Source organism: Microbacterium sp. A94 (assembly GCF_051842855.1).
Lineage (GTDB): Bacteria > Actinomycetota > Actinomycetes > Actinomycetales > Microbacteriaceae > Microbacterium.
Genome location: NZ_JBPXMU010000001.1, coordinates 436,351 through 455,574, shown reverse-complemented (window position 1 = coordinate 455,574; position 19,224 = coordinate 436,351). Strand labels below are relative to the sequence as shown.

Below are 19,224 nucleotides of genomic sequence, written 5' to 3'. Positions count from 1 at the left end.
TACGGCCAAGCTCCCCGAAGCCGATCATGAAGCGTCCTGAAACGACAAAAAACCCCTACCAACAGACATGTGCTGTTGATGGAGGTTCCTCGACGTTCACCATTGTTCTTGTCGGTTACTTGTCGTCTGTGCGCGATACTGGGATCGAAGGTGTGTGAGCACCATGACATCCTGACCGTTCACGGTCACGATGTCCGACTTTGTCCCAGATTCACGACAGTTCCCGGTCGTGTAATTGACCCATTTCGAGACACCGGCGTCCAATCGTCACCACCCATTAGTTTGCGTTGGTGTGCAGAATCTCGACGTTCATCTATACGGAGCGTTCTACTGTTTACTGGATGAGTTCGCGGTCCTGCAGGAAAACGATGCCGCGGAAGTGTCCGGTGCCTCCATATCGGTGCTCTGGTCCGACTCTGACCCGCAGTCGTGCCCCGCTCCCGCCAGCGTTAGGACAGCACCCTCGGAGGTCACTTCTGCGGCCTGCGACGATATTTCCGGCGAGGAACGCATCGCTCGCCATGCACATCTACTCACCGGCATTGACTGGGCGCTCGACAGCGAGCAAAACGACGAAGACGACGCTGAGTCGCTGAGCCCCGAAAAGCGCGCTGCTCAAGTGCGCGCGAACGACCTCATCAAAGGTTCTCTCTGGCATGCGAGCAACACCATCATTGACAGGCTACTCAGCGACATCTATGAACTCGATAATGCAGACGACGAGTTAAGCAACGAGGACACTCTCATGCTCTCCGACCTTCCTCCTCGATTCGCCAAGGCATACCGGCCGTTGGCGTGATGGTTCCTGCGCAGTGCAACTGGCGCATTCGACCCAACAATTTGGGGCGAATGCGCCACACACCTACGCTTGTTTGCGCCGCGAGGTGAGCACCAGTCCAACTCCGACTAGCGCAAGGAGAACTGCTGCCGCGATAGACGTCGCAGGATCACTGCCCGTGCGTGCTAGATCCGTTTCACCCACAGGATCAGTGACCGGCGGTGCCACCGGCACAGCAGCCACCGTCAGTGTTGCCGCAGCACTCGTCACCGAACCAACACTGTTTTCAGCAGTCACCCGATACAGGGTTCCAGACAATGCTTCCGTCGCGGTAACGGTCAGGGCCTTTCCGTCATCACTGACTGTGCCGTCCGTTGCAGCGACCGCGCTCCAGGTGCTTCCGTCATCGGTGCTGAACTCCCACAACAAGCTCGGTTCCGGAGTGCCCGTCGTCTCGACCGTAAACGTGGCAGCATCTCCCGCGGTGACCGCCTGGTCTTCAGGGTCAGTAACCGTCGGTGCCACCGGCGCTGCAGTCACCGTCAGCGTCGCCGCAGCACTCGTCACCACACCAACCGTGTTTTCGGCTGTTGCCCGATACTGGAAGCCAGACAATGCCTCGGTCGTCGTAACAGTCAGGGTCTTTCCGTCACTACTGACCGTGCCATCCGCTGCACCAACCGCACTCCAGGTAGCGCCGTCATCGGCGCTGAACTCCCACGACACACCGGGTTCCGGGGTGCCCGTCGTCTCGACCGTAAACGTGGCCGCATCTCCCGCGGTGACCGCCTGGTCTTCAGGGTCAGTAACCGTCGGTGCCACCGGCGCTGCAGTCACCGTCAGCGTCGCCGCAGCACTCGTCACCACACCAACCGTGTTTTCGGCTGTTGCCCGATACTGGAAGCCAGACAATGCCTCGGTCGCGGTAACGGTCAGGGTCTTTCCGTCACTACTGACCGTGCCATCCGCTGCACCAACCGCACTCCAGGCACTTCCGTCATCGGCGCTGAACTCCCACAACAAGCTAGGTTCCGGGGTGCCCGTCGTGTCGACTGTAAACGTGGCAGGATCTCCCGCGGTCACCACCTGATCCACAGGGTCAGTGACTGTCGGAGCTACCGGCACTGCAGACACCGTCAGCGTCGCCGCTTCACTCGTCACCGCATCAACACTGTTTTCGGCTGTCACCCGATACTGGAAGCCCGACAATGCCTCGGTCGCGGTAACGGTCAGGGTCTTTCCGTCACTACTGACCGTGCCATCTGCTGCCCCAACCGCGCTCCAGGTGCTTCCGTCGTCGGCGCTGAACTCCCACGTCACACCGGGTTCCGGGGTTCCCCTCGTCTCGACCGTAAACATGGCCGCATCCCCCGCCGTCACCGCCTGGTCTTCAGGATCAGTCACCGTCGGAGCCACCGGCACAGCAGTCACCGTCAGCGTCGCCGCATTACTCGTCACCGCATCAACACTGTTCTCGGCAGTCACCCGATACAGCGCTCCCGACAATGCCTCGGTCGCGGTAACGGTCAGGGTTTTCCCGTCATCACTGACCGTGCCATCCGTTGCACCAACCGCACCCCAGGTACTTCCGTCGTCGGTGCTGAACTCCCACAACAAGCTCGGTTCCGGGGTGCCCGTCGTCTCGACCGTAAAGGTGGCCGCGTCCCCCGCGGTCACCGACTGGTCTTCAGGGTCAGAAACCGTCGGTGCCACCGGCACCGCAGTCACCGTCAATGTCGCCGGAGCACTGGTCACCGCACCAACCGTGTTTTCAGCTGTCGCCCGATACTGGAAGCCAGACAATGCCTCCGTCGCGGCAACAGTCAACGTCTTCCCGTCACCACTGACCGTGCCATCCGCTGCACCCACCGCACCCCAGGTGCCGCCGTCATCGGTGCTGAACTCCCACAACAAGCTCGGCTCCGGGGTTCCCGTCGTCTCGACCGTAAACATGGCAGCATCCCCCGCGGTCACCACCTGGTCTTCAGGGTCAGAAACCGTCGGTGCCACCGGCACCGCAGTCACCGTCAATGTCGCCGGAGCACTGGTCACCGNGGTCTTCAGGGTCAGAAACCGTCGGTGCCACCGGCACCGCAGTCACCGTCAATGTCGCCGGAGCACTGGTCACCGCATCAACCGTGTTTTCAGCTGTCGCCCGATACTGGAAGCCAGACAATGCCTCGGTCGCGGCAACAGTCAACGTCTTTCCGTCATCACTGACCGTGCCATCCGCTGCACCCACCGCACTCCAGGTGTTTCCGTCGTCGGTGCTGTACTCCCACAACAAGCTCGGCTCCGGAGTGCCCGTCGTCTCGACCGTAAACATGGCCGCGTCCCCCGCGGTCACCACCTGGTCTTCAGGATCAGTAACCGTCGGAGCCACCGGCACCGCAGTCACCGTCAACGTCGCGGGAGCACTGGTCACCGCATCAACACTGTTCTCGACTGTCACCCGATACTGGAAGCCAGACAATGCCTCGGTCGCAGCAACGGTCAGGGTCTTCCCGTCACCACTGACCGTGCCATCTGCTGCACCAACCACAGTCCAGGTGACGCCGTCGTCGGCGCTGAACTCCCACAACAAGCTAGGTTCCGGGGTTCCCGTCGTCTCGACCGTAAACCTGGCAGCATCCCCCGCGGTCACCACCTGGTCTTCAGGGTCAGTAACCGTCGGTGCCACATCGGGAGCGATATAGGTGAACGCGTCCGCATACGTGATGTCTGGTTGCGCCACACCGTTCAGCTCCCAAGACACAACAACATCAACTGGGCCAGCATCGTGAGGCGGAGTGGTCGCCGTCCATGACCCGTCGTCGTTATCCACGAGGTCGATCGCACCGCCCCCACCAAACCAAACACCCGTTACTGTCGCATCCGTAAGGACCAGGGTCGGCACGTAACGGTCCACGTCTGTACCGTCACCCAACCGCCCGTCGCGGTAAGCTGACCCGGAATTGCCGTTGACTCCCCAGGCATACGCGGTACCGTCTTCAGTAAGCGCGACCGAATGTGCATCGCCTGCACTCACCTGCGTAAAGGTCACCTCAGCAGGCATCCGTACCCGCACCGGCCTCCACACACCATCCGAGGGTCCGCCGATACCCAGCGCCCCGGCCCGGTTGCCTCCCCAGGCATACGCGGCACCGTCTTCAGTAACCGCAACCGTAAAACGATTGCCTGCACTCACCTGCGTAAAAGTCACCCCATCAGGCATCTCCACCCGCACCGGCGCGTCACGCAGCTTGTCTGTGCCGTCCCCCAGCTCCCCGGCGATGTTGTATCCCCAGGCATACGCGGGACCGTCTTCAGTAAGCGCGACCGAATGCCACCTGCCTGCACTCACCTGCGTAAAGGACAGCCCAGCAGGCATCCGCACCCGCACCGGCGCCGACACCCACCTGCTCGCGGTTGTGCCGATACCCAACTGCCCGTCCTTGTTATATCCCCAGCCATACGCGGCACCGTCTTCATCAAGCGCGACCGAATGCCAATTGCCTGCACTCACCTGCGTAAAAGACATCCCAAAAGGCACCTGCACCGGCACGTTACTGCCCGTGGTTGTACCGATACCCAGCTGCCCGTACTCGTTGTCTCCCCAGGCATACGCGGTGCCGTCTTCAGCAACCGCGACAGAATGCCGACCGCCTGCACTCACCTGCGTAATAGACACCCCATCAGGCATCTCCACCCGCACCGGCACGTAACTCCGCCTGTTTGTGCCGTCCCCCAGCTGCCCGAGGTCGTTGTCTCCCCAGGCATACGCGGTGCCGTCTTCAGCAACCGCGACCGAATGTGCATAGCCTGCACTCACCTGCGTAAATTTCACCCCAGCGGGCATCTCCACCCGCACCGGCACCCTGCTGATCACGCCTGTGCCGGCACCCATCTGCCCGAAGCCGTTGCCTCCCCAGGCATACGCGGCACCGTCTGCAGCAAGCGCGACCGAATGTGAATCGCCTGCACTCACCTGCGTAAAAGTCCCCCCAGCAGGTCGTTCAATCGTGACTTCGGTACCCCCTGTCACAGGTCCGTTCTCCGGATCCGGGGCCGCGTTCGCTGCGGCCCCCACCCCGACGAGCCCCACTGCCACACTCACAGCGAGTAGTCCCCGCAACACGTTACGCAACATCACTCAACAACCTTTTGTCGTTCTATCCGTATGGCGGCTCGGCCTCGAGCCAGAAAATAGCGCGTGACAGCACGCATTCGTCCCGATACTTCGAACGAATGCGCCACACACCTACGCGTGCTTGCGCCGCGAGGCAAGTAGAAGACCAGCTCCAATTAACGCAAAGAGAACTGCTGCCGCGATAGCCGGTACAGGATCACTGCCCGTGCGTGCTAGATCCGTTTCACCCACAGGGTCAGTCACCGGCGGAGCCACCGGATCAGTGACCGGCGGAATCACCGGCGCTGCAGACACCGTCAGCGTTGCCACAGCACTCGTCACCGCACCAACACTGTTCTCAGCAGTCACCCGATACAGCACTCCCGACAATGCCTCGGTCGCTGCAACGGTCAGGGTCTTCCCGTCACTACGGACCGTGCCATCCGCTGCACCAACCGCACTCCAGGTGACGCCGTCGTCGGTGCTGAACTCCCACAACAAGCTCGGCACCGGAGTGCCCGTCGCCTCAACCGTAAACATGGCCGCATCCCCCGCGGTGACCGCCTGGTCTTCAGGGTCAGAAACCGTCGGTGCCACCGGCACAGCAGTCACCGTCAGCGTCGCCGGAGCACTGGTCACCGCATCAACACTGTTTTCGGCAGTCACCCGATACAGCACTCCCGACAATGCCTCGGTCGCGGTAACGGTCAGGGTCTTCCCGTCATCACGGACCGTGCCATCCGCTGCACCAACCGGACCCCAGGTGACGCCGTCGTCGGTGCTGAACTCCCACAACAAGCTCGGCACCGGAGTGCCCGTCGCCTCGACCGTAAACATGGCCTCATCCCCCGCGGTCACCACCTGGTCTGCAGGATCAGAAACCGTCGGTGCCACCGGCGCTGCGGTCACCGTCAGCGTTGCTGGAGCACTGGTCACCGCATCAACCGTGTTTTCGGCTGTCGCCCGATACTGGAAGCCAGACAATGCCTCGGTCGCGGCAATAGTCAACGTCTTTCCGTCATCACTGACCGTGCCGTCCGCTGCACCCACCGCACTCCAGGTGCCGCCGTCGTCGGTGCTGAACTCCCACAACAAGCTCGGCACCGGGGTGCCCGTCGCCTCGACCGTAAACCTGGCCGCATCCCCCGCGGTTACCTCCTGGTCTTCAGGGTCAGTGACCGTCGGTGCCACCGGCGCTGCGGTCACCGTCAGCGTCGCCGCATTACTGGTCACCGCATCAACACTGTTCTCAGCAGTCACCCGATACCGGAAGCCAGACAATGCCTCGCTCGCGGCAACAGTCAACGTCTTCCCGTCATCACGGACCGTGCCATCCGCTGCACCCACCACACCCCAGGTGACGCCGTCGTCGGTGCTGAACTCCCACAACAAGCTCGGCACCGGAGTGCCCGTCGCCTCAACCGTAAACATGGCCGCATCCCCCGCGGTCACCACCTGGTCTGCAGGATCAGAAACCGTCGGCGCCACCGGCGCTGCAGTCACCGTCAGCGTCGCCGCTTCACTCGTCACCGCATCAACACTGTTTTCGGCAGTCACCCGATACAGGAAGCCAGACGATGCCTCCGTCGCCGCAACAGTCAACGTCTTCCCGTCATCACGGACCGTGCCATCCGCTGCACCCACCGGACCCCAGGTGCTTGCGTTGTCGGTGCTGAACTCCCACGACAAGCTCGGTTCCGGGGTTCCCGTCGTCTCGACCGTAAACGTGGCAGCATCTCCCGCCGTCACCGACTGGTCTGCAGGATCAGTAACCGTCGGCGCTACCGGCGCAGCAGTCACCGTCAGCGTCGCCGGAGCACTGGTCACCGCATCAACACTGTTTTCGACTGTCACCCGATACTGGAAGCCAGACAATGCCTCGGTCGTCGTAACGGTGAGGGTCTTTCCGTCACTACTGACTGTGCCATCCGCTGCACCCACCTCGCTCCAGGTGGCGCCGTCGTCGGCGCTGAGCTCCCACGTCACACCGGGTTCCGGGGTTCCCGTCGTGTCGACTGTAAACGTGGCAGGATCTCCCGCGGTCACCACCTGATCCACAGGGTCAGTGACTGTCGGAGCTACCGGCACTGCAGACACCGTCAGCGTTGCTGCATTACTCGTCACCACACCAACCGTGTTTTCGGCTATCGCCCGATACAGGGTTCCCGACAATGCCTCGGTTGCGGTAACGGTCAGGTTCTTTCGGTCACCACTGACCGTGCCATCTGCTGCAGTGACCGCGCTCCAGGTACCTCCGTCATCGGTGCTGAGCTCCCACAACAAGCTAGGTTCCGGGGTGCCCGTCGTGTCGACTGTAAACGTGGCAGGATCTCCCGCGGTCACCACCTGATCCACAGGGTCAGTGACTGTCGGAGCTACCGGCGCTGCGGTCACCGTCAAAGTCGCCGCAGCACTCGTCACCGTACCAACCGTGTTTTCGGCTGTCGCCCGATACAGGAAGCCAGACAATGCCTCTGTCGCGGTAACAGTCAGGGTTTTCCCGTCGCCACTGACCGTGCCATCGGCTGCCCCAACCACAGTCCAGGTACCTCCGTCGTCGGTGCTGAGCTCCCACGTCACACCGGGTTCCGGGGTGCCCGTCGTGTCGACCGTAAACGTGGCAGGATCTCCCGCGGTCACCACCTGATCCACAGGGTCAGTGACTGTTGGTGCTACCGGCGCTGCGGTCACCGTCAGCGTTGCTGCATTACTGGACGCTGCGCCAACCGTGTTTTCGGCTGTCGCCCGATACAGGGTTCCAGACAATGCCTCGGTCGCGGTAACAGTCAGGGTCTTTCCGTCACCACTGACCGTGCCATCGGCTGCCCCAACCACAGTCCAGGTGGCGCCGTCATCGGTGCTGAACTCCCACGTCACACCGGGTTCCGGGGTTCCCGTCGTGTCGACTGTAAACGTGGCAGGATCTCCTGCGGTGACCGCCTGATCCACAGGGTCAGTGACTGTCGGTGCCACGTCGGGAACGACATAAGTGAACGCGTCCGCATACGTGATGTCTGGTTGGGCCATATCGTTCAGCGCCCACGACACAACGACATCGACTGGGCCAGCAGTGTGAGGCGGAGTGGTGGCCGTCCACGACCCGTCGTCGTTATCCACGAGATTGGTTGCACTCTTTCCGCCAAACGAAACACCCGTTACTGTCACGCGTTTCAGGACCGGGGTCGGCACGTTCCTCGACGCCTCGGTACCGTCACCCACCTGCCCGTAGAAGTTTGCTCCCCATGCGTACGCGGTGCCGTCTTCAGTAAGCGCGGCCGAATGTGAATTGCCTGCACTCACCTGCGTGAAGGTCACATCAGCAGGCATCTGCACCCGCACCGGCGCGCGACTGCCCACAAAACTACGGTTGCCCAGCTGCCCGTTGGCGTTGAGTCCCCAGGCATACGCGGTACCGTCTGCAGTAAGCGCGACCGAATGTGAATGTCCTGCACTTACCTGCGTAACAGTCACCTCAGCAGGAATCTGCACCAGCCCCGGCACACTAGGGTTCCTGGTTGTGTCGGTACCTAGCTGCCCTTCGTTGTTGACTCCCCAGGCATACGTGGCACCGCCTACAGCAACCGCGACCGAATGAAAACCGCCTGCACTTACCTGCGTAACGGTCACTTTAGCGGGCATCTGCACCTGCACCGGCACCGGCACCCTACGGCTACTGGCACCGTTACCCAGCTGCCCGTATTCGTTGTTTCCCCAGGCATACGCGGTGCCGTCTACATCAACCGCGACCGAATGTGCAGTGCCTGCACTCACCTGCGCAACAGTCACCTCATCAGGAATCTGCACCTGCACCGGCACACTACTGTTCGTGGTTGCGTCGTTACCCAGCTGCCCGTCTGCGTTGAGTCCCCAGGCATACGCGGTGCCGTCTTCATCAACCGCGACCGAGTGTCTATTACCTGCACTCACCTGTGTAAATCTCACCCCATCAGGAATCTGCACCAGCACCGGCACACTACTTTCCGTGTGTTGGTCGTTACCCAGCTGGCTGCGGTCGTTGGATCCCCAGGCATACGCGGTGCCGTCTGCAGTTAGCGCGACCGTATGTGAGCCGCCTGCACTCACCTGCGTAAAGGTCACCTCAGCAGGCATCTCTACCTGCACCGGAACACTACTGTTCGTGGTTGCGTCGTTACCCAGCTGCCCGTAGTTGTTTCTTCCCCAGGCATACGCGGTGCCGTCTTCAGCAAGCGCGACCGAATGATAAATACCCACACTCACCTGTGTGAAGGTCACCCCAGGAGGTGGCTCAATCGTGACCTCGGTACCCCCTGTCAGAGGTCCGCTCGTCGGGGCCAGCATCGCACTCGTCAGATCTGGTGCCGCGTTCGCTGTGGCCCCCACCCCGACAAGCCCCACCGCCACACTCACAGCGAGCACTCCCCGCAACACATTACGCAACATCATTCAACAACTCTCCATCGTTCTATCCGTATGGCGGCTCGGCCTCGAGCCAGAAAATAATGTGTGACAGCACGCACGCTTCGGCAGGGCAGGCGGTACGCCCCGACCCGCCACGAAACCACGCCCACGCACGCTCACCCCTGCATCGCCTTTGGCGCCAGCGTTTCGAGCACTGTTTCCAGGCCTGTGAGCCCGGTCGACGCTTCGATTTCCGCGCCAATCTTCCGGGTGCGTTCGGCGTAGCCTGGGTCTGCGAGCACCCGCCGCACCGCCGAACCCACCTGTTCGGGCGTTGGCCGGTTCGTGCGCAGACGCACCCCAGTACCCGTCCACTGCACACGGGCAGCGACCTCGGCCTTGTCTTCGGTCGCACCCGCAACGACGAGTGGCACCCCATGCTCGAGCGCGTAATGCACTCCGCCGTACCCGCCGTTACTCACATACACGTCCGTAAGAGGCAGGAGCCTGTCGTGTGGCAGGTACTCGGCCACTCGCACGTTCGCAGGTAGTGGCGATGGGAGGGTCGAAAGTGGCCGCCCACCCGTGCTGACGACCACGAGAACATCATCGTCAGCGAGCGCAGTCATAGTGGGGGTGATGAGTTCGTCGTAGTCAGTGTTCGCGATCGTGCCCTGACTCACGTGCACCACAGGCCGCGACCCATCAAGCTCAGACCACCACTCCGGCAACACACCATCACTCTTCGTGGCACGAGACAGGGGGCCCACGAAGTGCACGGTCTCTGGCAGGTCGCTTCGTTCGTACTCAAAACCCGGAACAGTGAACTGCACAATCGCATCAGCCCGCGAAGCGCCCGACATAAAGAACCCGTCAGGTTCTTTCCCCGTCGCCTCCAACAAGATCTGCTCGGCCTGTTTCTGCACCCCACCAAAGATGACTTTCTTCGTGAGCACATCAAGCACAGCATTACGCACCCGCCCCAGCGCGCCAGGCCTCGGAAGAATCCCCAAACCAAACGGGGCCGTGTCTTTACTTCCCACACCCAGCGGAATGATTCCGAGATTCACAATCGCAGGCCGCTCTGCACGGGGCCTCGAGAGCAACCCCACAGCCCCAATAAACATGCTCTCAACGAGGATCGCATCGACCGGCTCCTGCGCGATCGCGTCATCGACTGCGCGAATCTGCATCGGCGCGGGTTTCAAGAAAATATTGCTCACGTCCCAGCGAATCCCCGCCACCCCGGTCTTCCCGACCCGGCCAGGGAACGCGACATTCATATCTGTGTCGTCGTAGTCCGCCCCTGTTGGGAGCGCCAGAAACTCAGCCCCGGTGCTCCGCACCCGGTCAGCGTAACGCTGCCCAGTCAAGAAACGCACCCGATGACCTTGCTGCACGAGATAACGCGAAACCGCAAGCAACGGTGTCACGTGACCATGAACAGGAGTACTGCAGATCAGGAACGAGCTCATGCACGACTTTCGCTAGAGGGCAGACCACGGTAATCTTTCTAATGAAATTAGTATTCACTGCACCTGGAGGCAAGTCAATATGCCTGGTCAGGAACCACGCCCGCGCACCCGCCGATATCAATCCGAGGTGCGCACAAACCAAGCCGCCGCAACACGGTCCCGAATCTTGGATGCCGCAGCCACCCTGTTCTCCGTCGCCGGCTACACCGGCACCTCACTCGCCGACATCGCGCACGCAGCGGGCGTCTCCGTCGAAACAGTGAAGCTCGGCGGACCCAAACACCGCCTCCTGCTTGACGCATTCACACACAGCTTTGCCGGCAGCGACGACATTGCATCGCTCGCCAGTCACGGCCCAGTCGCCGAGATTACCGCTGAAATCGACAACACCCGCTACCTCGCAGGCATCGCGCACTTTGTAGCGGAATCGAACCGACGCAGCAGCATCCTCTGGACGGCACTCCTGTCAGCAGCCAGATCCGACGCTCTCCTCCGCAAAGAACTCGACGGGCTGCAACAACGCCGCCGCGCAGACATGCTCGTACTCGTTGACGAACTCCGCCGCCGCGGACTCGCGGAAACTGACCGGCCACGAGAAGCGGTCGCGGATAGCATCTCATTCATCCTGTCGCCCGAAGGATACAACCAGCTCGTACACGGCTCGGGCTGGAGCCAACCCGACTACGAAACCTGGCTCGCACGCACCGTACTCCACGTCTGCGCCCGAGACTGACCACCACAGCCACCGGCCGGAACCGATACCCAGCAGATGTCCAGGCATCCGAGTGCGTCGCGCCGCAGACTCCTGCCTCGAGACTGATGAAAGCCCCACAGCAACGACTCACCCCGCGATACTGGGGCGGCGCAAGACTAAAACCAACAGCAATCATGAAACTGCCTGAAACGGCGAAAAACCCCGACCAACAGACAATAGCTGTTCATCAGGGTTCCTTGACGTTCACCCGCGATAGTGTCGGTTACTTGTCGTTTGTGCGCGATACTGGGATCGAACCAGTGACCTCTTCCGTGTCAGGGAAGCGCGCTACCGCTGCGCCAATCGCGCCTATACAGGCTATTCAGTTGTGCCGTGAGGTGGCGACGGGATTCGAACCCGTGTAAACGGCTTTGCAGGCCGGTGCCTAGCCGCTCGGCCACGCCACCGTGAGGTGGATTCCCACATGTATATTTCTCCGAGGAGATTTGTACATTCGAGCGGATGACGAGATTCGAACTCGCGACCCTCACCTTGGCAAGGTGATGCGCTACCACTGCGCTACATCCGCGTTGTGTTCCGGCTGACCGGGCACTTGTAAAACAATAGCCGAGGATTCGCGAGGTGTAAAACTCGACACGGATCTCGCGCGTGTCTCGCGTTCTGGTCAGATCCGCTCCTCTGGTTCCGGTAGTATCGATTTTCGACCACACAGGTTATGGGCGATTGGCGCAGTTGGTAGCGCGCTTCCTTCACACGGAAGAGGTCATCGGTTCGAGTCCGGTATCGCCCACCACATAAGAAACCTCGTCAGGGCCGAAACTCTGGCTACTGGCAAGCAATTGTCTGTGTACGCGCGCACGATACCCGCATGTCTTCGCGCACGCGGTCAGGGCTCGTAACCCAGCGCCGCGGCATTGACCTGCGGGTCAAAGGCCGCCTCCTTGTTCGACGCGGGGACGGGGAGCATTGGGACCGTCTGTCACCCTCGCCGGAGTCCGGAACCCCTTGAGCACGAGCCACAAGCCAAGTCCGATCTCCCAGGCCGCGATCGGGAGTGCCGCAAGACCAGCGAAGAGCGAGACTTGGTCGAAAACTCCGAACACTGTTCCGAGAAAAGATGCGGTGAGTAGCCCAGCGCCAATAAACCCGATAACCGGCAGAAGGCGCGGCACGAGGCGCGACCGATAGAGCACACTGCCGAGCAGAAGGGCGTTGGCTGCAGGGATAAGACCCGGCCCCAGGAGGAACGACCAGTCGTGAACGGAGACGAGCGCGGCATCCACGATGCCCAGCGCGCTCGAATCTGGCGTAATTCGATGGATTGTGATGAGTGAAAGCATCCCGATTATGCCGATGAGGATGATCACGCCCTCGGTAATGCGCGCGGCGACGAAGCCCAGCGACGCCGCTTCACCGTACCGACGGATGACCGGGTAGAGCACGACCGCCGTGCCAATGCAGGCTACGACGAGCACGATCTCGAGCAGCACCGACCACAGCATCGCAATTTCACCGCCAGCGGCGGCAAGGACGCCTGGATCGGTGAGCGTGGGTTCCTTCAGCGCGAGCGCAGGAATTGAGACGACGACCGTGAGCAGATACAGGGTGCCGGCAGTCAGGGCAACGCGCCGTGAGTTAGACATGGGTTCCTCTCGAATCGCGGCGAGTGTACGGCGTACACCTCGCTCGCGAATGAGCATAGGTGTACCCTGTACACCATGTCAATGCAGCGCGAAGCGGTTACCCGAGATCGCACGCTTCGCGAAGCGGTGACCCTCGCCGATGCTGAGGGCATCGATGCCGTGAGCATGCGCGGCCTCGCCGCCCGATTCGGCGTCGTACCGATGGCCCTGTACAAGCATGTCTCGAGCAAGGAAGACCTACTCAGCGGCATGATCGATGTGCTCATAGCCGAGTACGAAACGCCCACACCAGGCGGCGGCTGGAAGCAGGAGGTACGCCGCCGCATACTTTCCGCGCGCACAGTCTTGCTACGCCACCCGTGGGCCAGACGCGTCTTCGAGACCCGAACCAAGCGGACGCACGCGGTACTCGCCTACATGGACTCGCTCTCCGGCAGTTTCATACGCGGCGGCTTCTCACCCAACCTCACCCACCACGTCATGCACGCACTCGGCCACCGCATCTGGGGTTTCAGCCCCGAAGCCTTCGAAGACCCGAATGCGTTCCCCCTACCCGACGACCCGGAAGAGCGCGCGGCACTCGTGCAGCACGTTGGCCGCGCCTACCCGAACATCCTCGCGATTGCTCTCGCCACCTCAGGCGGCGATCTCGACGGCCCGGGGTGCGACGAAGACTTCGAGTTTGAGTTCGCGCTCGACTTACTCCTCGACGCCTTCGAGCGTCTCCACGAGACAGGTATCACGTTCCCCGGCTGACCTGCAGATTTCACTGCTACGGTGACAAGCGTCGGCATCTTGCCGACAGCAGGGAAGACTTCTTGTCGACCAACGGGCCGCAGTCAGCCATTTCGTTCTCCGTCGCCTCCTCTGGATGAGCCCAAGGAGACCCGATTTTCGTGTACCCGTTTAGCCATTCCGTCGATACACAAGCAGATCGCACGTCAGGTGCCGTCCCAACACTTCCGGTCGGTTCGTCCGCGATCGTTTACTGCGAGGGTCAATTCGGCGAGCAGGACGGTAAGACGGCCAACGGTCTCGTCCGCCACTCCGAGAAGTACGAGATCCTCAGTGTGATCGATAGTCGCCATGCGGGAGCAGATTCCGGCGCCTACCTCGATGGCACAGCCAACGGAATCCCGATCCTGTCCAGCCTTCCGGAGGCCATGGCACACGCCGGTCACACTCCGGACTACCTGATCTGCGGAGTCGCACCCGCCAACGGGCTCCTCTCCCCCGCCCAGCGCGTGGTGCTCTTGGATGGCATCGCCCACGGCATGCACATCATCAACGGACTTCACGAGTTCCTCAACGACGATGCTGAGTTCGTCGCGGCTGCGCTCGTGTCCGGCGTCACCATCACTGACGTGCGCCGCCCGAAGGACAAGAAGGACCTGCACCTGTTCTCCGGGCGCATCTTCGACGTCACCTGCCCACGGATCGCCATCCTCGGCACCGATGGCGCCATCGGAAAACGCACGACAGCGACCCTGCTCGTCAAGGCACTTCAGGACCACGGCATCCGCGCGGTCATGGTCGGCACCGGTCAGACCACGATCATCCAGGGCGGCCGTTACGGTGTCGCACTCGACGCTCTCGTCCCGCAGTTCTGCTCCGGGGAGGTCGAGAACCAGGTCGTCCGCGCCTTCGAGGGCGAAGATCCCGACATCATCATCGTGGAGGGCCAGGGCGCCCTCAGCCACCCTGCCTACCTGACCTCAGCGCACATCCTGCGTGGTAGCCGCCCTGCAGGGGTGATCGTTCAGCATGCGCCGGGCCGGCAGGTGCTCGGCGACTTCCCGATGATGCCCATGCCCGATATCGCCAGCGAAGTCGCCCTCATCGAAGCGTTCGCTGACACCCGGGTGATCGGCGTAACCGTCAACCACGAGAATCTCACCGACGCCCAGATCACCGCGGCGATCGATGAGATCGAACTGGACCTCACAGTGCCGGCAACCGACCCGCTGACTCGGCCGCTGAGTCTCCTGGTCGACATGGTGCTGCAAGCCTTCCCTGAGCTTTCCCGGGCGCTCCCCGTTCAGCGCGTGTGAGGCACGCGGGAATCGCTCAACCGCCGTGGGCCCAGCCGTAACGCGCGATCAGCGCCGCCGCCACTCTGTCGTACCTTCTTCGATCGAGAACGGCGGCTTCACGCCGCATTCCGTCCTCGTGCACGCTGTACAGCTGCTCGATATCGACCCAGGACTCACGACCCTGCGAGTCCCAGCCTCCGCTTCCGATCGACAGATAGTCACGATCGTGCTCGTGCGCCTTGCTCGTCATCCGCACGGCGTAGACGCGATCAGGTGAGACTCGGCCGATCACGAGAACCGGACGGTCCTTTCCACGCCCGTCGTTTTCCTCATACGGCACCCAAGTCCAGATCACCTCGCCAGCGTCCGGTGCGCCGTCGCGCTTCGGAGAATAATCGACTCGCAGGTGCGGGGCGCTGTCCGGATCAATTCGGATCGTCTCCGTACCGTGTTCGCGCCCATACTCGGACCGCGACGACGGCGGCGTCGGGCTTGCGGTCGATCCACGGCTCTGTCCCGATCCTCGCTTCGAGGACCGGGACAGAACGGATGCCAGTGACTTGAGGGCCAGATCCGCAATCTGACCGAGAAAGCTGCGGGAAGAACTCACCCAGCCACCCTATCGATCACCCGAAGATCGTCATCTGGCGTCGACGAGCGCGTAGCCCTCCTCACCGTGCACGACCGAGTCGACCCCGGCGATCTCGTCTTCATTCGTGATTCGGAAACCGATCGTCTTCTGGATCACCGTTCCGATGATGAACGCCACGACGAAGGAGTAGATCAATACGCCCAGCGCCGCGATCACCTGCACAGCCAGCAGCCGGCCATCACCACCCACGAACAGTCCCTGCTCAGTGGCGAACAGCCCCAGGTACACGGTGCCGAGCAGACCGCCGACCAGGTGGATGCCAACCACGTCCAAGGAGTCGTCGAACCCGAAGCGGAACTTCATTTCCACTGCCAGCGCACAGGCGATTCCCGACAGCGCTCCCAGCAGCAGCGACCACCCCGGAGTCAGATTCGCGCACGCCGGGGTGATGGCGACCAGACCCGCAACAGCGCCGGATGCCGCGCCCACAGACGTGGCCTTGCCGTCTTTGATCCGTTCGATGAGAATCCAACCAAGAATTGCCGCGGCAGTAGCCCCCATGGTGTTCAGGCCGATGAGGCCGACTCCACCCATGTCTTCAGCGGTCCACTCGGCGCCGGCGTTGAAACCGAACCAGCCGAACCACAGCAGTGCAGCCCCCAGCAGTGTGAGCGGCACGTTGTGGGGCTTGAGGATGCCCTTCTGAAAACCGATCCGTTTGCCGAGAACGAGCGCCAGAGCCAGAGCTGCCGCGCCGGCATTGATGTGCACGGCGGTTCCACCGGCGTAGTCGATGACCTCGATACCGCTGTCCGCGCCGAAGAGCGTTGCGCCGAGCTCCATCACCCAGCCGCCGCCCCATACCCACGCTGCGATGGGAAAGTATCCGACCGTGGCAAAGATGCCGGCGAAGATCAGCCAGCTTCCGAACTTCGCACGGTCGGCGATGGCGCCGGATATCAGTGCCACCGTGATGATCGCGAATGTGGCGCCGTAGGCAACGCTGAGCAGCGCGACGTTTGATCCTTCGCCTGCCGACAGCGACGCCAGACCGAAGTCGGCGAACGGGTTACCGGCGAACTGGCCCGGGCTGTCGACGGCACTCATCGAATAGCCGAACAGAATCCACAGGACTGCGACGAGCCCGATCGAGCCGAAGCTCATCATCATCATGCTGACGACGCTCTTCGCTTTGACGAGACCGCCATAGAAGAACGCGACCCCTGGGGTCATCAGCAGAACCAGTGCCGTGGCGGTTATCCCCCACGAGATATTGCCGGGAGCATCCATTGGGAAACCTCACATCCGAAGTAATTGAGACTTCAGTGTGACGAGACCCCGTTTCCGCAAGATACGTCGAGTGTTTCTCCGCGGTTACAGCTGAGATGCCCGTGTAACCATCGCGTTACACGGAGCTGACTTCACGCGCAGAATGCGTCAGCGCGTTGAGTCGAGAAATCGCACGGAGATACTTCTTGCGATATCCACCGCCGAGCATCTCCTCGGAGAACACCTGATCCAGACTCAGACCTGTGGCAACCACCGGAATCTGGGCGTCGTAGACCCGGTCGATGAACGCCACGAAACGCAACGCCTCAGACTGATCGGTCAGCACGCGCACATCGCGGATGCCGACAACGGAGAGGTCATCGATCACGCGGATGTAGCGCGAGGGATGCACCTTGGCGAGGTGGCGGATGACGTCGTCAAAAAGATCATCGGATGCTACGCCTGCAGCCGCTTCGGCAGTGATCCGCTGCTCGTAGTCCTGCACCGTGAATGTCACAGCGTTCCCGTCCAGCGCGCGCTGGCGGAAATCGACGCCGTCGATGCGGATCGTCTCGAAGCTGCTGGACATCGCATGAATCTCGCGGAGAAAGTCCTGTGCGGCGAAGCGTCCTTCTCCCAGCGCATTGGGCGGCGTGTTCGAGGTCGCCGCCAGCCGGGTGCCGGTGGGCACCAGTTCGCCCAGCAGCCGGGTCATCACCATCGTGTCGCCGGGATCGTCGAGTTCGAACTCGTCGATGCAGATCAGGTCGGCGCCGCGCAGCAGGTCGACCGTGTTCTTGTAGCCCAACGCACCGACCAGGGCGGTGTATTCGATGAACGAGCCGAAGTACTTTCTGCGTGCAGGAAGCGCATGGTAGATCGATGCCAGCAGATGGGTCTTGCCGACACCGAAGCCGCCGTCCAGGTACACGCCCGGTTTTAGTTGCGGTTCCTTCTTCGCGCGGCTGAAGAGCCCGCCGCGTTTGACCGGCGCACCACGCCCGGCAAATCGTTCCAGTAGAGCCTTGGCTTCGGCCTGAGACGGATATGCGGCATCCGATCGGTAGCTCTCGAAAGTCGCGTTGTCGAACTGCGGAGGCGGTACCAGGCTTGCCAGCATCTCCGGGCCGCTGACCTGTGGCTGGCGGTCGGTGAGGTGCACGGCGTGCGGAACGGAAGTGGCGGGCATGGGTTTCCTGTGTCGAAGTCTGACAGAACGCGTCCAGAGCAGACTAAAGCGATCTATCGTCGAAGGGGACGGCTCAACACTACGCCGTCATCACGTGAACCCTGCCCTGCATATCCATCGAGGAGCGCCCTGTGACCATCGAGTTCGATTCTTCATCCGCGAAGTTCGCCGAGTACTCCGAACCTGGCCGACTCGTCAGCACCGAGTGGCTGGCTGCGAATCTGGGTACCCCCGGCCTCGTCGTCGTGGAGTCCGACGAAGACGTGCTGCTGTATGAGACCGGTCATATCCCGGGCGCCGTGAAAGTTGACTGGCACACCGAGTTGAACGACCCTGTCGTGCGTGACTACGTCGACGGTGAAGGCTTTGCGCAGCTGCTCAGCCGCAAGGGGATCTCACGCGATGACACGATCGTGATCTACGGCGACAAGAACAACTGGTGGGCGGCGTACGCGCTCTGGGTCTTCTCGCTGTTCGGGCACGAAGATGTACGACTACTCGATGGGGGACGCGACAAGTGGATCGCCGAGGGCCGCGAACTCACCACGGACAAGACAGCGCGTCCCACGACCGACTACCCGGTCATCGAACGCGACGACTCGGCGCTGCGCGCTTACAAGGATGAGGTCGTCGCGTTCATCGGCAACGGCCCCCTCATCGACGTACGCTCGCCCGAGGAGTACAGCGGTGAGCGCACGACCATGCCCGCATACCCCGAGGAGGGCGCACTTCGCGCCGGCCACATCCCGACGGCGCAGAGCGTGCCCTGGGCTCGCGCTGTCGCCGAGGACGGCGGGTTCAAGACACGTGCCGAGCTCGACGCCATCTATCTCGATGGCGCAGGCCTCCAGGTCGGCGATGATGTGATCGCGTACTGCCGCATCGGAGAGCGCTCCAGCCACAGCTGGTTCGTGTTGAACCACCTGCTTGGCTTCACAAACGTGCGCAACTACGACGGCTCGTGGACAGAATGGGGCAGCGCCGTGCGCGTGCCGATCGTGACCGGAAGCGAGCCCGGGTCCCTCTGAACGTGGCAGAATCA

At 62.1% G+C, this 19,224-nt stretch carries 13 protein-coding genes and 4 tRNA genes; 6 read left to right on the top strand and 11 right to left on the bottom strand.

Going from position 1 to position 19,224, the window contains the following annotated elements; all coding sequences use genetic code 11:
- The first annotated feature begins 292 nt into the window (after positions 1-292).
- A complete protein-coding gene (locus ACSU1L_RS02305) occupies positions 293-799 on the top strand; it encodes a hypothetical protein (RefSeq protein WP_439254560.1) in 507 nt (168 codons plus the stop codon).
- Positions 800-862: 63 nt separating this feature from the next.
- Here ACSU1L_RS02305 and ACSU1L_RS02300 read toward each other — a convergent pair whose 3' ends face one another.
- The 4 genes from ACSU1L_RS02300 to ACSU1L_RS02285 form a co-directional block, all read right to left on the bottom strand.
- Positions 863-2,830, bottom strand: coding sequence for a hypothetical protein (locus ACSU1L_RS02300; protein WP_439254559.1), 1,968 nt, complete (start codon positions 2,828-2,830; stop codon positions 863-865).
- The gene (locus ACSU1L_RS02295) at positions 2,769-4,907 is read right to left on the bottom strand and encodes an RCC1 domain-containing protein (RefSeq protein ID WP_439255033.1); all 2,139 of its coding nucleotides are present in this window, start codon (positions 4,905-4,907) and stop codon (positions 2,769-2,771) included. The genes ACSU1L_RS02300 and ACSU1L_RS02295 overlap by 62 nt, the downstream gene beginning before the upstream one ends.
- Before the next feature lie 111 nt (positions 4,908-5,018).
- Positions 5,019-9,311 (bottom strand): RCC1 domain-containing protein, encoded by a 4,293-nt coding sequence (locus tag ACSU1L_RS02290; RefSeq protein ID WP_439254557.1) that lies wholly within the window; start codon positions 9,309-9,311, stop codon positions 5,019-5,021.
- 131 nt (positions 9,312-9,442) lie between these two features.
- Positions 9,443-10,648 (bottom strand): glycosyltransferase, encoded by a 1,206-nt coding sequence (locus tag ACSU1L_RS02285; protein WP_439254556.1) that lies wholly within the window; start codon positions 10,646-10,648, stop codon positions 9,443-9,445.
- Positions 10,649-10,868: 220 nt separating this feature from the next.
- Here ACSU1L_RS02285 and ACSU1L_RS02280 point away from each other — a divergent pair, with 220 nt between their 5' ends.
- Positions 10,869-11,474 (top strand): TetR family transcriptional regulator, encoded by a 606-nt coding sequence (locus ACSU1L_RS02280; protein ID WP_439254554.1) that lies wholly within the window; start codon positions 10,869-10,871, stop codon positions 11,472-11,474.
- A gap of 258 nt (positions 11,475-11,732) precedes the next feature.
- On the opposite strand, the gene ACSU1L_RS02275 is transcribed toward ACSU1L_RS02280, so the two are convergent.
- The 3 genes from ACSU1L_RS02275 to ACSU1L_RS02265 form a co-directional block, all read right to left on the bottom strand.
- Positions 11,733-11,804: transfer RNA gene (locus tag ACSU1L_RS02275), tRNA-Val, on the bottom strand.
- 27 nt (positions 11,805-11,831) lie between these two features.
- A tRNA-Cys gene (locus ACSU1L_RS02270) sits at positions 11,832-11,902 on the bottom strand.
- A 50-nt stretch (positions 11,903-11,952) separates the two neighbouring features.
- A tRNA-Gly gene (locus ACSU1L_RS02265) sits at positions 11,953-12,024 on the bottom strand.
- A gap of 149 nt (positions 12,025-12,173) precedes the next feature.
- Between ACSU1L_RS02265 and ACSU1L_RS02260 the strand changes: the two genes are divergently transcribed.
- Positions 12,174-12,249, top strand: a tRNA-Val gene (locus tag ACSU1L_RS02260).
- Positions 12,250-12,382: 133 nt separating this feature from the next.
- On the opposite strand, the gene ACSU1L_RS02255 is transcribed toward ACSU1L_RS02260, so the two are convergent.
- Complete coding sequence (locus ACSU1L_RS02255; RefSeq protein ID WP_438254469.1) at positions 12,383-13,099, bottom strand: DUF4386 domain-containing protein; 717 nt, start codon at positions 13,097-13,099, stop codon at positions 12,383-12,385.
- A gap of 75 nt (positions 13,100-13,174) precedes the next feature.
- Here ACSU1L_RS02255 and ACSU1L_RS02250 point away from each other — a divergent pair, with 75 nt between their 5' ends.
- On the top strand, positions 13,175-13,855 hold the full coding sequence (locus ACSU1L_RS02250; protein WP_439254552.1) for a TetR/AcrR family transcriptional regulator: 681 nt from the start codon (positions 13,175-13,177) through the stop codon (positions 13,853-13,855).
- 140 nt (positions 13,856-13,995) lie between these two features.
- Positions 13,996-15,150: a DUF1611 domain-containing protein gene (locus ACSU1L_RS02245; RefSeq protein WP_439254551.1), complete on the top strand. Its 1,155-nt coding sequence runs from the start codon at positions 13,996-13,998 to the stop codon at positions 15,148-15,150.
- A gap of 16 nt (positions 15,151-15,166) precedes the next feature.
- Here the strand turns inward: ACSU1L_RS02245 and ACSU1L_RS02240 are convergent, their stop codons facing one another.
- From ACSU1L_RS02240 to zapE, 3 genes are all read right to left on the bottom strand, one after another.
- Positions 15,167-15,742 carry a type II toxin-antitoxin system PemK/MazF family toxin gene (locus ACSU1L_RS02240; RefSeq protein ID WP_439254550.1) on the bottom strand — a complete coding sequence of 192 codons (576 nt, stop codon included), beginning with the start codon at positions 15,740-15,742 and terminating at the stop codon, positions 15,167-15,169.
- 30 nt (positions 15,743-15,772) lie between these two features.
- The gene (locus ACSU1L_RS02235) at positions 15,773-17,014 is read right to left on the bottom strand and encodes an ammonium transporter (RefSeq protein WP_438254463.1); all 1,242 of its coding nucleotides are present in this window, start codon (positions 17,012-17,014) and stop codon (positions 15,773-15,775) included.
- A 115-nt stretch (positions 17,015-17,129) separates the two neighbouring features.
- Positions 17,130-18,182, bottom strand: coding sequence for a cell division protein ZapE (gene zapE, locus ACSU1L_RS02230; protein WP_439254549.1), 1,053 nt, complete (start codon positions 18,180-18,182; stop codon positions 17,130-17,132).
- A gap of 131 nt (positions 18,183-18,313) precedes the next feature.
- Between zapE and ACSU1L_RS02225 the strand changes: the two genes are divergently transcribed.
- Positions 18,314-19,210, top strand: a complete 897-nt coding sequence (locus ACSU1L_RS02225) for a sulfurtransferase (protein ID WP_438254459.1) — start codon at positions 18,314-18,316, stop codon at positions 19,208-19,210.
- The last annotated feature ends 14 nt before the right edge of the window (positions 19,211-19,224 follow it).

What these genes read in the sequence shown, in the direction of transcription:
- zapE (WP_439254549.1), bottom strand. Translation starts at nt 18,182, where the DNA reads ATGCCCGCCACTTCCGTTCCGCACGCCGTGCACCTCACCGACCGCCAG.
- ACSU1L_RS02235 (WP_438254463.1), bottom strand. Translation starts at nt 17,014, where the DNA reads ATGGATGCTCCCGGCAATATCTCGTGGGGGATAACCGCCACGGCACTG.
- ACSU1L_RS02255 (WP_438254469.1), bottom strand. Translation starts at nt 13,099, where the DNA reads ATGTCTAACTCACGGCGCGTTGCCCTGACTGCCGGCACCCTGTATCTG.
- ACSU1L_RS02290 (WP_439254557.1), bottom strand. Translation starts at nt 9,311, where the DNA reads ATGATGTTGCGTAATGTGTTGCGGGGAGTGCTCGCTGTGAGTGTGGCG.
- ACSU1L_RS02250 (WP_439254552.1), top strand. Translation starts at nt 13,175, where the DNA reads ATGTCAATGCAGCGCGAAGCGGTTACCCGAGATCGCACGCTTCGCGAA.